19 protein-coding genes and 1 pseudogene are annotated in these 13,658 nt (G+C 41.3%); 17 read left to right on the forward strand and 3 right to left on the reverse strand.

Features of this window, described 5'->3' with window-relative positions:
• The first annotated feature begins 527 nt into the window (after nt 1-527).
• The 11 genes from KUL49_RS09300 (at nt 528) to KUL49_RS09345 (ending at nt 7,135) form a co-directional block, all read left to right on the forward strand.
• Complete coding sequence (locus KUL49_RS09300) at nt 528-851, forward strand: hypothetical protein (RefSeq protein ID WP_131137109.1); 324 nt, start codon at nt 528-530, stop codon at nt 849-851.
• A 146-nt stretch (nt 852-997) separates the two neighbouring features.
• Nucleotides 998-1,243, forward strand: coding sequence for a hypothetical protein (locus tag KUL49_RS09305; protein WP_131137110.1), 246 nt, complete (start codon nt 998-1,000; stop codon nt 1,241-1,243).
• Between the two features lie 141 nt (nt 1,244-1,384).
• The gene (locus tag KUL49_RS09310) at nt 1,385-2,002 is read left to right on the forward strand and encodes a hypothetical protein (protein WP_131137111.1); all 618 of its coding nucleotides are present in this window, start codon (nt 1,385-1,387) and stop codon (nt 2,000-2,002) included.
• Nucleotides 2,003-2,096: 94 nt separating this feature from the next.
• On the forward strand, nt 2,097-2,501 hold the full coding sequence (locus KUL49_RS20795) for a hypothetical protein (protein ID WP_165477895.1): 405 nt from the start codon (nt 2,097-2,099) through the stop codon (nt 2,499-2,501).
• A gap of 108 nt (nt 2,502-2,609) precedes the next feature.
• Nucleotides 2,610-2,960 carry a hypothetical protein gene (locus KUL49_RS09315; RefSeq protein WP_131137112.1) on the forward strand — a complete coding sequence of 117 codons (351 nt, stop codon included), beginning with the start codon at nt 2,610-2,612 and terminating at the stop codon, nt 2,958-2,960.
• A 138-nt stretch (nt 2,961-3,098) separates the two neighbouring features.
• The gene (locus KUL49_RS09320; RefSeq protein WP_131137113.1) at nt 3,099-3,533 is read left to right on the forward strand and encodes an energy transducer TonB; all 435 of its coding nucleotides are present in this window, start codon (nt 3,099-3,101) and stop codon (nt 3,531-3,533) included.
• 135 nt (nt 3,534-3,668) lie between these two features.
• On the forward strand, nt 3,669-4,055 hold the full coding sequence (locus KUL49_RS09325) for a tautomerase family protein (protein ID WP_131137114.1): 387 nt from the start codon (nt 3,669-3,671) through the stop codon (nt 4,053-4,055).
• A gap of 107 nt (nt 4,056-4,162) precedes the next feature.
• On the forward strand, nt 4,163-4,576 hold the full coding sequence (locus tag KUL49_RS09330; protein ID WP_105930048.1) for a hypothetical protein: 414 nt from the start codon (nt 4,163-4,165) through the stop codon (nt 4,574-4,576).
• Between the two features lie 127 nt (nt 4,577-4,703).
• Nucleotides 4,704-5,090 carry a hypothetical protein gene (locus KUL49_RS09335; protein WP_131137115.1) on the forward strand — a complete coding sequence of 129 codons (387 nt, stop codon included), beginning with the start codon at nt 4,704-4,706 and terminating at the stop codon, nt 5,088-5,090.
• A 619-nt stretch (nt 5,091-5,709) separates the two neighbouring features.
• Nucleotides 5,710-5,943: a hypothetical protein gene (locus tag KUL49_RS09340; RefSeq protein WP_131137116.1), complete on the forward strand. Its 234-nt coding sequence runs from the start codon at nt 5,710-5,712 to the stop codon at nt 5,941-5,943.
• Between the two features lie 586 nt (nt 5,944-6,529).
• Nucleotides 6,530-7,135 (forward strand): hypothetical protein, encoded by a 606-nt coding sequence (locus KUL49_RS09345; RefSeq protein WP_131137117.1) that lies wholly within the window; start codon nt 6,530-6,532, stop codon nt 7,133-7,135.
• A 103-nt stretch (nt 7,136-7,238) separates the two neighbouring features.
• Here the strand turns inward: KUL49_RS09345 and KUL49_RS09350 are convergent, their stop codons facing one another.
• The gene (locus KUL49_RS09350) at nt 7,239-7,541 is read right to left on the reverse strand and encodes a type II toxin-antitoxin system RelE/ParE family toxin (protein ID WP_131137118.1); all 303 of its coding nucleotides are present in this window, start codon (nt 7,539-7,541) and stop codon (nt 7,239-7,241) included.
• Complete coding sequence (locus KUL49_RS09355) at nt 7,538-7,780, reverse strand: type II toxin-antitoxin system ParD family antitoxin (RefSeq protein WP_020745298.1); 243 nt, start codon at nt 7,778-7,780, stop codon at nt 7,538-7,540. The genes KUL49_RS09350 and KUL49_RS09355 overlap by 4 nt, the downstream gene beginning before the upstream one ends.
• Nucleotides 7,781-7,973: 193 nt before the next feature.
• Here KUL49_RS09355 and KUL49_RS09360 point away from each other — a divergent pair, with 193 nt between their 5' ends.
• A complete protein-coding gene (locus tag KUL49_RS09360; protein ID WP_131137119.1) occupies nt 7,974-8,405 on the forward strand; it encodes a hypothetical protein in 432 nt (143 codons plus the stop codon).
• Between the two features lie 953 nt (nt 8,406-9,358).
• Here KUL49_RS09360 and KUL49_RS09370 read toward each other — a convergent pair.
• Nucleotides 9,359-10,496 (reverse strand): annotated as a pseudogene (locus tag KUL49_RS09370) (IS110 family transposase).
• A gap of 184 nt (nt 10,497-10,680) precedes the next feature.
• Between KUL49_RS09370 and KUL49_RS09375 the strand changes: the two are divergent.
• The 5 genes from KUL49_RS09375 (at nt 10,681) to KUL49_RS09405 (ending at nt 13,585) form a co-directional block, all read left to right on the forward strand.
• Nucleotides 10,681-10,899, forward strand: a complete 219-nt coding sequence (locus tag KUL49_RS09375; protein WP_131137121.1) for an addiction module protein — start codon at nt 10,681-10,683, stop codon at nt 10,897-10,899.
• A gap of 3 nt (nt 10,900-10,902) precedes the next feature.
• Complete coding sequence (locus KUL49_RS21130) at nt 10,903-11,028, forward strand: hypothetical protein (protein WP_258312645.1); 126 nt, start codon at nt 10,903-10,905, stop codon at nt 11,026-11,028.
• A gap of 301 nt (nt 11,029-11,329) precedes the next feature.
• Nucleotides 11,330-12,034, forward strand: a complete 705-nt coding sequence (locus KUL49_RS09385; protein ID WP_131137122.1) for a hypothetical protein — start codon at nt 11,330-11,332, stop codon at nt 12,032-12,034.
• Between the two features lie 483 nt (nt 12,035-12,517).
• Nucleotides 12,518-12,805, forward strand: a complete 288-nt coding sequence (locus KUL49_RS09395; RefSeq protein ID WP_131137123.1) for a hypothetical protein — start codon at nt 12,518-12,520, stop codon at nt 12,803-12,805.
• 501 nt (nt 12,806-13,306) lie between these two features.
• The gene (locus tag KUL49_RS09405; protein ID WP_014948138.1) at nt 13,307-13,585 is read left to right on the forward strand and encodes a hypothetical protein; all 279 of its coding nucleotides are present in this window, start codon (nt 13,307-13,309) and stop codon (nt 13,583-13,585) included.
• The last annotated feature ends 73 nt before the right edge of the window (nt 13,586-13,658 follow it).

The raw sequence follows: 13,658 nt of genomic DNA on the forward strand, positions 1-13,658 counted from the left end.
CGCTTCGCTCGTTGGGACGCTAACACATGGGCTGCGTCACTTCGTTCCTAATTTTAGCCCATGTGTTATCGCCCCTTAGTGGGAAGTTATACGAATAAGTGAAAAACTAGAAAATCACTGGTAGTCTTAAAACTCTATTGAAATAAGGAAGTTCTATGAAAAGTCGTACAAAGATAGCTTTATCAACAATCGCGTTCACTACTGTAATTAGCTTTCAGTCGTTCATCCTGTACCAACAAAATCAAGCCAATAATACTCTCCAGGTCAAAGTAGATAGGCTTCAGAGCCAGGTCGAGCAAACAAGCAAAGCTAATCAAGATCTCCTTTCAAAAATAGAAAGGTTAGAAAATAATTTAGAGCTAAAACCTCGTAGCCTACTTTCTATGAATTAATTGGCCATTCGTATAACAACCCAATCAACACACTCACTGCGTTCGCTGGGACGCATACACGTGGGGCGGCTTCGCCACTATGCCCCACATGTCTGCGCCCGTTATTGGAAAGTTAGCCACTAAAAAGGATTTTCCATGGATACAGGTTTTCTAATTCTTTTAATATCCTGCTTGAGCGGCTTGATATACTTAATCATTGGCTATCTACTTACCTTTAAGCAAAAAGCGGATGTACTCAACGGCATCGACTTTTCTAAAATTGCCGACTTACCTGCTTTCTGCAAATACGTGGGTAATAGCTTTTTATTATCTGGTACTGTACAAATCTTAGTTGGGGTATTGGCTTACTTAGCTTATTTAAACCTTATGCTGTACATGGCTATTTTTATTCTCTTCTCGACTTTGCCAATTGTTAATGTCGTTAAAGCTATGCGTAAGTTTCAAAAAAGTGCTTCGTAAGCAAAGCGTGGCAAACAAGCCAATCAACACACTCACTTCGTTTGCTGGGACGCATACACGCGGGGCGGCTGCGCCATTATGCCCCACATGCCTGCGCCCGTTATTGGAAAGTTATATGCTTCTAGGAAATTGAAAAAGGAATTTTAATGAATAAACAAAGCAACGCCTTTCATCCAGTCACTAAGGCATTCGCACTGATAGGTGCGTTTATTTGTGGCTTTTTTGCAGTAACACAATTTATTTCAAGCTTATTTGCGTTACCAGACATAATTGCTGTATTGCTTGGCTGTGCTAAGGCAGTTTTAATTGCACTACTCTCTTGGGGTTTTTGGAATGCAGGCAAACATAGTAAAAACCCTTTTCAAATAAACCCATTCAGTGGGCCAAGATAACGAGCACTGAATTCAAGGTTGTTTATGCACGCATATAACAAAAAAAGTAAGTCACTCACTTCGTTCGCTGGGACGCATACACGTGGGCTGCTTCGCATTTTAGCCCACGCGCCTGCGCCCCTTATTTAAAAGTTAAGCATCATGATAGATCAGCAATACATCAATAAATATGCAGAATGCATGGAGGAGATCAAGAAGCGAACCGAAGTGATTCGGGCATTTCTTGATGGCCGCTGCAATGCCCTTTATAAACAAACAACAGCTGAATCTATTTGTCTTCAAGTACGAAAAATACTTGAGCTTATAGCTTTGGCATCACTTGTAGCCAATAAAGAGGAATATGCAAAAGTCCGGGCTAACTTTTCTAAAGATTGGCACGCCAAAAGAATCCTGAAAAGTGTTGAGGAAATAAACCCAAAATTTTACCCGTCTCCAAGCACTCAGATTATTGATAAGGTCACGGGAAAGGTTTTAGAAGTAAAGGCTATCAAGTCAGGCTTTCTCACCAGAAAAGACTTTGAAAACATCTACGACCGATGCGGGGGGTTACTGCACGCTCAAAACCCTTTTGCTGCCACCAAGGATATAGACAACTTCTTAAAAATAGTTCCTTCTTGGTTAGAGAAGATCAAGACCCTGCTAAACCACCATCAAGCCCAGCTAGTACAAGACGATCTTCAGTTTTGGGTGGTTATGCAATCTAAAACGGAGGGCAGAGTCCAGGTTACCCTTTTTCAGCGAGTTAGTGAAAATGCTTAACAAGTCAATCAACTACGCGCCTACGGCGCCGGACGCAGCAAAGCTGCGCCGGTTATTGAGGCGTTAGGTGCCTGTTCAAACTAATAAGGATGTTATGAAAAATAGAATTATATTTACGACCTCACTGCTCTGCCTTTCTCTTGCAGCTTGTAGCAAGCAAGCTCAGATGAAAACTAATTTCTTTATTCAACAAAACAGCATTTCTGAATTCACTATTCCGGATCTCTTAGAAGACCTAGATTCGTTACCAAACCAAATAAATGGCTGCGATGTTAGTCATCATAAAGCAACAGATGAACTGTTTGTGCAGTGCTCTAAAAAAGGGTTCAATTATACAAATAAGCAAGTCAGTTCAGCACTCTCAGGAGCCCTCGGCTTCAGCAGCACAGAGCAATTCGGGCAATATAATTTTAGATGGAAGGCGGGTGCAGCTTCTTGTTCAATTGCAATAGAAGAAGATAATGATATTTTTGAGCTTTGGTGTGGCAAAGGCACCTAACAAGCCAATTAACACACTCACTTCGTTCGCTGGGACGCATACACGCGGGGCGGCTTCGCCATTATGCCCCACAGTCTGCGCCCGTTATTGGAAAGTTAGGTAACTATCATGCTTGATCTCACGAGCAGTAATTTTAGGCTCAGGGACCTGAGAAAAATTATTGAGCCATTTCTTCATGAAGTCGAATGGCAGCAAGAAACGGGCAATAGCGAGTGGATTCACATTGAAAACACTTCATTGCTCAAAAATTGGGTTTTAAATTTACCAATCAAATCTAGCGAATCAGTTATTGTTACTGACAAATCGTGGTCTAAATCTGCTATACATGATTGGCAGTTTGTCAGTGCGAACTTATTAGGTTTAAAAGAAGATCGTTTTTCTCTTTTTATTTCCCAGCACAAGTTGTGGGTTATAGAAGTTAACCTCATAGGTGTCGCTCGGTTTGGTTTTTGGCGGTAGGTTACCTAACAATCTGCTGTAGTCGCCCGCAAGCGGGCTGGGACGCAAATACATGTGCTGCGTCACTTCGCTCCTATTTTAGCCCATGTATTTCCGCCCCTAAGCAGGGCGTTATGTGAACTCACTAAGGAAGGTTTTATGAACTACAAGAATGCACTTTTACCGCTCTGTTTTTTGTCCACCGGAGCACTTGCTGCCAGTAACTACGCGTCGGTAGAATTAACGCATTTGGAGCCAACAAAAACTGAGAGCATTTGGCTTAGAGAGAAGCAATTCATGCCTCGCTATCCTGTTGAGCTAGCAATGAAAGGTGTAGCTGGCTGCGGAATCTTTAAAGTTATAGTCGATGAAAGCGGTGCAACAGAAAGTATCAGTCTCATAAGTTCAGTTCCTAAAAAAGTTATTTCTAGGCCAGCGACTAAAGTGATTAAAGATTGGGAATGGACGTTGGCAAACGACAAATCCCCTATCCGCGAAGAAAAGCTATTGAGACTAGATTTCTGTATGGGTGGTAGTACAGAGAATGAATCTATTTCAAAGTGTAAGCAACAGGCAACTATGGCGTGCGAATAGCGTTGACATAACAAGCGCATTAACGCTCGCTGTGCTCGCTAGGGACAAAAACACGTAGGCTCCCTGCGCTTCGCTTGGTATTGTAGCCTACGTATTTTTGCCCGTTATGCGGGTGTTATACACAAGGAAACATCAGTGGTCGTAATATACGGAATAAATCAACATCTCAATCCAATTAAAGCTGCACTTTCAGATGTAATACACCATTGCATGCAGTCAGTTCTTGGTATGCCCGAAGACAAACGAGCACATAGATTTGTGCCTCTAGAAAAAGACAACTTTTATTATCCTGGTGGAAGAAGCGATGCTTATACGGTAATCGAAATCAATTTGATGAAAGGTCGCAAGCCGGATACGCAAAAGCAACTTATTAAAACGCTTTTCAAAGAAATAGAGTCCGCCATTTGTATTGAGCCAATCGACGTAGAAATCACCATCAAAGAGCAAGAAAAATATCAGTGGGGTTTTAGAGGAGTTACAGGCGACGAGGCGGTCGATTTAAAGTACAAAGTAAATGTATAACAAAAAAATTAAGTCGCCTGCTGCGCAGGCTGGGACGCATACACGTGGGGCGGCTTCGCCATTATGCCCCACATGCCTGCGCCCCTTATTTAAAAGTTAGGGCCTCTATGAAAATTGCACACCCCCAATCTATTGACAGACTGCCTACAAGAAGAGAAAGGATATTAGCGATTTTTCTCGGATTCATATGCTCTACTATTACGGGCGCCGTTTCATTTTTGGGAATTCATCAGACATATAAAGGTGAACTAGAAGCTCTTGATTACACATTTTACTATTTGTTGTTTTCACTTAGTGTTTGGGCATTAATTAGAGCTGTTTTTACAAAAGCGGCAAAGCCAAGTGCTATTTCATTTATGGCTATAGGTGGAATTCTAACCTTTTTTTCTATTGTAATTCTGTTTTTAGCAATAATTGAAAATACTAAATTCGAACCAAAAGGAATCATAGGCTGTTTAGTTATTTTATTGGTTGGAGCGTTAACTTTAGTATATGGTTTCACTAAACGAAAACGGCCCTAACAAACCACTCAAAGCTCTCGCTTCGCTCGCTGGGACGCTAACACATGGGCTGCGTCACTTCGTTCCTAATTTTAGCCAAGCATTTTGCGCCTGTTAGGCGGGCGTTATGTGCTCAAGGAGATGTTGAATGAGGCCAGACTATTCAAATTACTCTAAGGCAGAATTAGAAGAAGCTTTAAGTTCTATCGATAAAGAAAGATACCCCAAACGACTCGAGGTTATTCTGTACGAATTGCAGAAAAGAAATGAGTTAGAACCTGAAACGCATAAAGTGAATCAAGGTGATGAATTTGGACTCGGAAAGCAGATTTTTGTATGTATTGGTGCCACTGCTATATTTGTCTATGGTATTTATGCATTAATAAATGGTGCTGTTCAATACAAAGGCAGTGTTTACGAAAGAGAAACCGACCCACTTTTCTTTTATCTCTTTGTTGGCTTTGTGTTAGGAACTGGTGTCTACTGTTTCAATTACGTTATAAGATATAGGATTAAACGTGCTAAGAGCACCTAACAAGGCGCTATTGTCGCTCACGCCGTTCGCTGGGACGCTAACACGGTGCGGCTTCGCCATTATACCCCACATGCCTGCGCCCCTTATTTAAAAGTTATAAGGCTAGAAGGATGTTCAGACACATACTAATCTGTAGTTTCCAGTCTTCTCTATTTGTCACATTAAGTTTGACTATTTTAAGCTTGCCATATGGCAGTGCAGCCTTCATCTTTGGAGCTTTAGCATTTCCCATTGCATTTGTTATGGGCTCAATATTAGCTTATCCACTCATAAAGCTATGGCTTAAAAACGCTTGGTCAAGTAAGTTTAGTTTTCTAGTATTTTTATGTATTGGATTAATTCTTGGTTGCGCAACACCAATCGTATTGTTTAGCAAAAACTTGGCATCAATAGACATTCAATCATTTTTGTTTTTAAGTATTTATGGTGGGCTAGGTGTGGTCGGTTCTTTGTGGTCTTGGCATTATGTTCGTAGAAACATCGCCTTATAACAAAACGCTCAAGCCACTCCCTCCGGTCGCTGGGACGCATTTACGCGGGGCGGCTTCGCCATTATGCCCCACGTACCTGCGCCCCTTAGCTTAATGTTATATGCTTAATTTAAAACAGGAGTTTTTATATGAAAAAAAGAGATAGATTCGCAACTGGTATATGGAGATTCGTAGTTGGTTTAATCGGCTTATCCATTGCCGCACTGATGTTCCAAACAAAAACTGAAGACTTCACGTTTTTTAAGGTCGTTGCAACTGGTGGGATACTATTTTTATTTATTGGGTACGCCTTGGGCTTCGATAAACAAATGCAGAATTTCATTCTGGGCATCGGCAAAAAAATTAAGAAGCATCAGGCTTAAAAATGTGACTCCATTTTCAAGTGTAAAGGTGGCACATAACAAAACGCTTAAGTCGCATCCCGCTGCGCGGGCTGCTAGGACAAAAACACAATGCGGCTGCGCGATTATCGCATTGTGCTTTTGCCCCTTAGCCTAGTGTTAGGTGCTTAACAGACAGATGCAAGCCAAATTAACAAATCAAAAATTAGGTAGTGCACTCAATATTACCTGGGTTGTTTTTTGTATAGTCTTTTGCTGTCTATTTTACCTTGTACAAACCGGTCAATTAACCAAAACCCTTTTTAATGGTTTCATTTATCTCTCTTGCTCACTCATCTGTTTAATTCACCTGTTAACAGCCGTTTTCTTTGGCGAAGTCGCGATCCGAGGTAGTGTGTTAAGCAAAAGAGACCACCCTTTTTTCTTTGCAGTCTTTATGGCACTAATATTTACCGCAATGTTAATGTTCGGGGTTATGGCATTAAACATTTACATATATGTTTTGTGAGCAAATAAATTCAAGGTTGTTTGGGCACGCACCTAACAACTCAATAAACTCGCTCACTTCGTTCGCTGGGACGCATACACGCGGGGCGGCTTCGCCATTATGCCCCACATGTCTGCGCCCGTTATTGAAAAGTTAGACGGCACGGAAATTAAAGTGACTACTGTAGTTGTTACGGATATCTTTGGTAAAACTCCCGCTCTTGAAGAATTGGCAAATGCCATCTGTAAGAACCACATCATTGTTGACCCGTATGACGGTCAAAATAAGATGTTTCACACTGAAAGTGATGCATATGAGTATTTCTCCTCCAATATTGGCTTAGAAAATTACAGCAAGCATTTGATTAACTCGCTAACCAAATTGGATTCTTCTGTAAATCTCGTGGGTTTTAGCGTTGGTGCTGCTGCCATTTGGAACCTCTCAGGAAGTTTAGGGCCTTCGCATATAAACAAAGCTATATGCTTTTACGGGTCTCAAATAAGAAACAATCGAAAAGTTGTTCCATTATTTCCAGTCACTCTTGTTTTCCCAAAAACAGAGAAACACTTTTCAGTATCACAATTAATCTCAGAATTGCACACCACACAAAGAACCAAAATTAGACAGGTGCCTTACTTTCATGGTTTTATGAATAAGTGTTCTACGAACTTCGACTTGCAAGGCTACGAAAGTGAGCTTCGAACTCTTGCGGCTAATGCCATCTAACAAAAAAATTAAGTACGCCCGCTGCGCGGGCTGGGACGCAAACATGTGGGCTGCTCACTTCGTTCGGATTTTAGCCCACATGTCTGCGCCCATTATTGGAAAGTTATGCGCCAAAGCGTAAAGGATTTACATCCATACTTTTATGAAGAATTCTTATAACCAGAATTTCTTGGTTACCAGTTTGCTTGTAGAAAATAACGTGACTACCTTGCGGAAACTTTCTGTATCCGTCTCTTACTTCGTCGCAGCTTTTTCCGATATCAGGATTTTCAGACAACATCCAAAATGAATCATCGAACTGTTTTAGGTATACATTACGCTGTTCCCGCCCCCATTTCCGCTGTGTAAATAAAGCGATATCTTTTAAATCGGATTTTGCGAGTATAGTTAACTTAAATGGTTTCACTCTTTTAATTCACCATCTAGTTCTGATATCAGGTTCTCAAGGTCGTATTCAGCTTCGCCGCTTTCTTCACCTGCTACAAGTAATTGACGCAAAGTGTTTAATTTGGTCTCCTGTGTTTCTAGCAAGCGAAGAGCTGAACGAATCACTTCGCTCGCTGAGCCATATCGACCAGTTTGAATTTGGCTAGCAATAAAGCCATCAAAATGGTCACCAAGGGTAATGCTGGTATTTTTAGCCATTTGCTTTCTCCAAGTACCAATATATACCTAATTATGGTATTCTCGCACTGTAAGTCAATAGCGCATAACAAACGCATTAACACTCGCTCCGCTCGCTAGGGACAAAAACACGTAGGCTCCCTGCGCTTCGCTTGGTATTGTAGTCTACGTATTTTGCCCGTTATGCGGGTATTATAATTTAGGGGTAATTTTAATGAAAAGGGCGTTTCTTACAGTTATCACGGTTAGCCTAATCTTATCTAGCAACTATACGATTGCGAAGACTCTCAAAAGTACAGAGTATGAATTTATTGGACACTGGAGTTTCAGTAAGGCAGAAACAATTGAAAGCTTTGAAAATTCAGAAATGAATGAAGAAGAAGTTCATAAATTCTCAAAGATATTAAAAAATCAGGAAATAGTAATATCTGACGGCCTATATTCTGTTTATCCAAGTAGAGGAAACCCCATAAGAACTCATTTCTCGCTAATAACTCCACCGGATGATGAAGGCTGCTTTGTCCTTCAATTTGAAGACACAAGAATACCTCTGGATATACAACAAAATACATTCTGTATCAGAGAGGGGAAACTTCTATTGCCCGCTCTAAAGGGCGCAGAGGAAGTCTATAATAGAAAATTATAACAAACACATTAAGTCGCTTCGCTGGGACAAAAACACGTAGGCTCCCTTCGCTTCGCTCAGTATTATAGCCTACGTACTTTTGCCCGTTATGCGGGCTATGTGACTCAGGATATTCATGGATAGAAACACTAAAAAAGCACTGAGATGGGATTCTGGTTACAGAACTAAACCAATCAAACCAGACAAAAGCTTCCTTTTCAAGTGGCAAGTATTCTATGGCGTATGCGTGCCTCGACTGCAAAACCTCTTTTCAACGCAGCTTTCCTGGTGCTCCATGCGATTATCCATTGCACGGCCAGTGTGTTTCTTGTGGTGGTGTTACTTATAATTTAGGCCGGCATTTCAAAGCACCAAAAAAGTCGGATGTTGCCCAATGGAAAAAGGTGGCATATCTCGTCCACCATGGTTTCTATTTTCAAAAAATCAGGCTTATCAAAAATAGCTATTTCAGCGTTTCTTACCCTTCAACGTTGGCAGAAGCAAAAGTGTTTGTTAAAAAGTATAAAAAGCATGCTCTTATTTAGGGTAAAGTCACATAACAAAAAAATTATGTCGCCCGCAGGCGGGCTGGGACACAAACAGTCAGGCGGCTTCGCCATTATCGCCTGCCTGTTTGTGCCACATATTTAAGTGTTGGTATGACTCCCTTTGTCAACCCTGAACGAGTATTTTCCTGACACTCTTTCAGCCCATGATTAGCTTTGTTTCCCACTCATTATAAATTGAGCTAACGCACCGGATGAGGCAGTAATGTCGTCGGTTATCATGCTGGTATTCGTGGATTATTCATTAATTTAATGAACAGCGCCTACCTTACTCACTCCGCCGTGGCCACCTTCTCATCAGTCTAGGCTCGTGGATCAATAACCGTTAAGTTATTGCCATCATAACACCCTCGTAGGTTGTGCCACATTCCGCGGCCTGATCCGAATGCGTTAGCTCAAACTCGTTTATCATGCAGGTACTCTACTTAACCGTAATTTTGGATTAACCGGTGTAAGTACCACTTCTTTTGCGATAGCCCAGATGTATGCCGCCATTTCTCTGGCTATCGCGGTAATGATTAAATTGTAGTGTTTACCCTTTTTACTCATGCGCTGATAGCGTTTGCACAGACGCAATTGCGCTTTCCAAGCAATATCGACGATGTCTTTGGGTAAGCCTTCTTGCCTTAACTGTAACTCGGTAGAGACATTCGCTGGATACCGGTAGCTGTGCGCACCTTCAATCAGCAAACGCCGTGCTCGGCCATTTCCCGCTTTAGTAATAGCACCTAAGTGACGCTTTCCGCCTGATGATTGTTCGCTGGGGACTAAACCTAAATATGCCATGAGTTTTCTTGGATGGTCGAAGCGGTTTAAATCGCCAAGCTCTGCTACCACGCCAACAGCAATGAGCAATCGAACGGCTTTCACTACCGGATACTAACGCCATTGGTGCACATGATGGGTTAACTCATTGTCGAGCCTTTCCAGTCGCCGGATGCGCTCTTCTATAGTTTGTAGTTGATCCTGCAAGACTATTTGCTAGGCCGTGTGAGGCAATGTTAATTCAGTGGGCCAGCGAAGGTGCATCTTCGACCAGTTGGCAATGCCTTCATAACGTATGTTGTTGCGCAAAAGTAACGCTTTAAGCTGGTACTTGGCTTCTTTTAAATCCTTCATTGCGGCTTCTCGAGCTCGGGATAAATCCCTCATAGCTTCATCCTCCGGCTCGAGCACATAGATAGTTGTAAGGTCTTCAGACTTTAGCGACCTAACGAGCTTAAGAGCATCTCGACGGTCGGTCTTAACTCGCTCTCCTGGCTTTTTTGGGAATAAGAGACGGAGCTACGACATAGCAACAGTGTCCTAGACTGGTAATAAGGCGATATATCCAATAACCACACGGTCCAGCTTCATAAACAACGTGAAGTGTTGCGCCGGGATATTTAGATTCAAACTGACGAACCAGCTTTTTGACACTGACCTTAGACGAGGAAATACGGCCATAATGAACAGGCACAGCCCCACGCTGTTCTTCGCAATAAGCAACCTCATGAAACTCTTTATGCGTATCCAACCCGATAAAAATCATGCTATGTTTGTTCATGCTAGCCTCCAAATGATTTAGTATTGAACAAACTAATTATGGCACTGGCTTTCAGCTAACCCACGAAAATGCGGAGGCTAGCATTTCACAGAGAGTCATTGTGTCTACCCGCTACTTGTAAATCCAGCCTTTCACTTCTCTTTTTTAGTGGTAATATCAAATCATACCCAATGGGAGTTATTTTATGTCTGATGCATTAAGAGTGATGCTTGAAAATATCGAGCAACTCAGTACTAAAGAGAAAGCACTTGCTGCCCACTGTCTTTTAACAGCTATGGATACCAAGATTGATAGCGATGTGGAATCCGAGTGGGTAAAACTTGCAGAATCTCGCAGCGCAGAGCTAGAGTCTGGTGCGGTAAAAAGCATTAGTTGGGAAGAGATAGAAAAGGATCTTAATTAAAAAATGCTAACTGTTTCCTTTCACCCAGAGGTTAAAAGGGAAATAAAAGAGTCGTTTGATTGGTATCAAGAACAATCTTTGGGGTTGGGTCGCGAATTTACTCAAGAACTAAAGGAAGCCATCGATTAAGTTAGCTCTTTGCCATCGGCATGGACAAAAATGGGGCAAACTCATCGACGCTTTGTCTTAAGCAGGTTCCCATACTCTATTATTTATAAAATTATCGAAAACAGGGAGATTAGTGTGGTAGCTATTATGCACAACCACCGAAAACCTGGGTATTGGCACGAACGTGGCTAACAATACGCTCAAGCCACTCCCTCCGGTCGCTGGGACGCTGCCATGTGGGCTGACTCGCTTCGTTCGGATTATAGCCCACAGGCTAGCGCCCCTTAGCTTAAAGTAGAGTTAAATGCCACAAGGAAGGTACATGTTTAAACTTTTATGGTCTTTTATTTTAATTATTTCTCTATCATTCGTGCCAGCGCAGGGTGGTGAAACAACAGTCGATTTGAACGAAAACACAGTAATTTATCACGGTAAATTATCGCCATCAGCAAATCAGAAACTTCTCTCATTTCTGGAAAATAGTGAAAATAAGGTTGAATGGCTGTCTATAACGTCCGAAGGCGGTGAAATCAATCATGGAATGGATCTTGGCAATATTGTTCATAACTATGATTTGAAGCTTGAGGTCAATGAGTATTGTCTCTCATCATGCGCCAATTACGTTTTTTCTGCAGCAAACCATCACAGGATCTCGAATCACGCAGTTATTGGTTTCCATGGTGGTACAACCGGAATGGAGAAAGAAATAACATCGTTTATTGATGCTCTTCCAGAGGAAGAGCGGGAATCAACAAAGAAGAACTTAGAGAAATATATGAAGTCAGCTGTAATTCGTGAGCGAAACTTCTTCAAAAAAATTGGTGTGGACCAGCGAATAACAACACTAGGGCAATCTTCCGAATATAAAGAGTTCGCCGAGAAAGAAGACTTTATCGGCTGGTACTATTCACTCGAAGGGCTTGCTACGCTGGGCGTTTCTAACATTGATGTAGTAAACCCTCCTTGGTCATATCAACATTTGAGCGAAAAAACTAAGTTTTTCAAAGTCAGAGTAGGCGGCATTTAACATTGGGTTATGTCAGCCCATATGAATACGAAGCAAAATACGCTTAACATGGACGTCCACTTTTAATGTGGAAGACCAATGCTTTTCAGAAAGTTCATCAATAAGGAATGTTATGAATCTAAATGCAACATTTTGGGGCAAGCACTCTTCATCCTCGCGTTAGTTGTAATTTTTTTAACATCAAATTTGCTAAAGGAAAGGCTGACAATATCGTGTTGGTTGTCATTTACGCCGTCTTGCTCAACTTCTTGATCCCGCCTGTTGGGTGGTTTTATTGTTACCGATGGGCAAATAAATAATTGCCTAGAACAAATATCATCCTCTTTGTAGCTAGTTTTTTTTACTAAAGTGAGGTGTGAAAGGTGTTAATTTGTACACATATAACAAGCCAATGAGCACGTTCGCTGCGACGTTAGCTACAGAACTTTGTAGATCAGTTAAGGTCAAAGTTTGAGACAGAAAAATACGTTAAAAGGAATTACCATGAACAAAAAAGCTTTTTTTATTGGCTCAGCCACTTTGCTATCTTCACTGTTAGCCTTTCAATCATTTAGTAACCCAGCTCCCTTAAATTCAGTCCAAAAATGCGCATCTCTACTCCCAAGCGGCTACAACTTTTCCATGACCATAAATGCTAAGATAGATACGACAGCTGACAAACCAGTAGTGTCAGGCATTCTAGATTTAACAGACGGTACCGAAATACTCCCCCCAGAATTAAGTTCAAAAGTAGAGCCTTTCAAACAATGCGTAGTAAAGCTGATGAAATAGACAACATGGCTCAGGTAACCACAAGCCATGTGCTTTCAAAATAGATGTTGGCCTTACAAATCAGCCAAGTTCGTCTCACGACTGTATCTTCCCTAGGGAAGATACAATGTTAAGTCGTTATTTACCTTTGGAAACTATCTAACGGGATATTTATGAAAAGCAAAGATGTAAAGGTAAAAGTCAGAATAGCCAAGTTATTGCTTTCATTTTGCTTTGTAGCCTGGGGAGTCACTTGGGTTTATGCATTTATTGCAGATGAATGGGGGGCTAATCGCAGGATTTTTTAAAGGCTTAGTACTTGGAGGCTGTCTCGCTGTCATTCCCGCTTCATATGCGATTTATTCATTAACACAAACTAAGTTACCAACATTCAAAATAGTACTCGGTATATCACTAACTTGGTTGTTTATTGTGTGCAGTTTATATTTGGTTTAACAGGCCGTAGTCTACCAAGTTTCTTTCACAGGGTTGTGATTAGCCAAATCAATCTAAGAGGGATTTATGCAGACTGCGCTAATTATTGTAATTCCAGTAGTTGTTGTTTTGCTGATTATTGGAATTCTAAAGCTCAAACCGTTGTTCAGTTATATGGCAATTTTTGGCTTAGGAGTACTGTCTTCATTCGTAGTGGAGTTCTTTTTTTGCTCTGGCCTGCAAACACAGTGTGAAGCAGATGCGTTAAATATGGTGGGCTTTTTCTTCCACTCTTTTTATGTGATAGCAATTTGTTCAGTTTTTTACGCTATTATGCCTCACGCTTCAAAACAAAAATCGCAGTAAATGTCTTAACAAAAAGACGATTAAGACTATAGTGTGTAATTCAGAAAATTTGATTCTATAGGCTGTAGTTCAA

The sequence above is a fragment of the Alteromonas sp. KUL17 genome, assembly GCF_006538305.1.
Lineage (GTDB): Bacteria > Pseudomonadota > Gammaproteobacteria > Enterobacterales > Alteromonadaceae > Alteromonas > Alteromonas macleodii.

What these genes read in the sequence shown, in the direction of transcription:
- KUL49_RS09300 (WP_131137109.1), top strand. Translation starts at nt 528, where the DNA reads ATGGATACAGGTTTTCTAATTCTTTTAATATCCTGCTTGAGCGGCTTG.
- KUL49_RS09305 (WP_131137110.1), top strand. Translation starts at nt 998, where the DNA reads ATGAATAAACAAAGCAACGCCTTTCATCCAGTCACTAAGGCATTCGCA.
- KUL49_RS09310 (WP_131137111.1), top strand. Translation starts at nt 1,385, where the DNA reads ATGATAGATCAGCAATACATCAATAAATATGCAGAATGCATGGAGGAG.
- KUL49_RS20795 (WP_165477895.1), top strand. Translation starts at nt 2,097, where the DNA reads ATGAAAAATAGAATTATATTTACGACCTCACTGCTCTGCCTTTCTCTT.
- KUL49_RS09315 (WP_131137112.1), top strand. Translation starts at nt 2,610, where the DNA reads ATGCTTGATCTCACGAGCAGTAATTTTAGGCTCAGGGACCTGAGAAAA.
- KUL49_RS09320 (WP_131137113.1), top strand. Translation starts at nt 3,099, where the DNA reads ATGAACTACAAGAATGCACTTTTACCGCTCTGTTTTTTGTCCACCGGA.
- KUL49_RS09330 (WP_105930048.1), top strand. Translation starts at nt 4,163, where the DNA reads ATGAAAATTGCACACCCCCAATCTATTGACAGACTGCCTACAAGAAGA.
- KUL49_RS09335 (WP_131137115.1), top strand. Translation starts at nt 4,704, where the DNA reads ATGAGGCCAGACTATTCAAATTACTCTAAGGCAGAATTAGAAGAAGCT.
- KUL49_RS09340 (WP_131137116.1), top strand. Translation starts at nt 5,710, where the DNA reads ATGAAAAAAAGAGATAGATTCGCAACTGGTATATGGAGATTCGTAGTT.
- KUL49_RS09345 (WP_131137117.1), top strand. Translation starts at nt 6,530, where the DNA reads ATGCCCCACATGTCTGCGCCCGTTATTGAAAAGTTAGACGGCACGGAA.
- KUL49_RS09355 (WP_020745298.1), bottom strand. Translation starts at nt 7,780, where the DNA reads ATGGCTAAAAATACCAGCATTACCCTTGGTGACCATTTTGATGGCTTT.
- KUL49_RS09360 (WP_131137119.1), top strand. Translation starts at nt 7,974, where the DNA reads ATGAAAAGGGCGTTTCTTACAGTTATCACGGTTAGCCTAATCTTATCT.
- KUL49_RS09375 (WP_131137121.1), top strand. Translation starts at nt 10,681, where the DNA reads ATGTCTGATGCATTAAGAGTGATGCTTGAAAATATCGAGCAACTCAGT.
- KUL49_RS21130 (WP_258312645.1), top strand. Translation starts at nt 10,903, where the DNA reads ATGCTAACTGTTTCCTTTCACCCAGAGGTTAAAAGGGAAATAAAAGAG.
- KUL49_RS09385 (WP_131137122.1), top strand. Translation starts at nt 11,330, where the DNA reads ATGTTTAAACTTTTATGGTCTTTTATTTTAATTATTTCTCTATCATTC.
- KUL49_RS09395 (WP_131137123.1), top strand. Translation starts at nt 12,518, where the DNA reads ATGAACAAAAAAGCTTTTTTTATTGGCTCAGCCACTTTGCTATCTTCA.
- KUL49_RS09405 (WP_014948138.1), top strand. Translation starts at nt 13,307, where the DNA reads ATGCAGACTGCGCTAATTATTGTAATTCCAGTAGTTGTTGTTTTGCTG.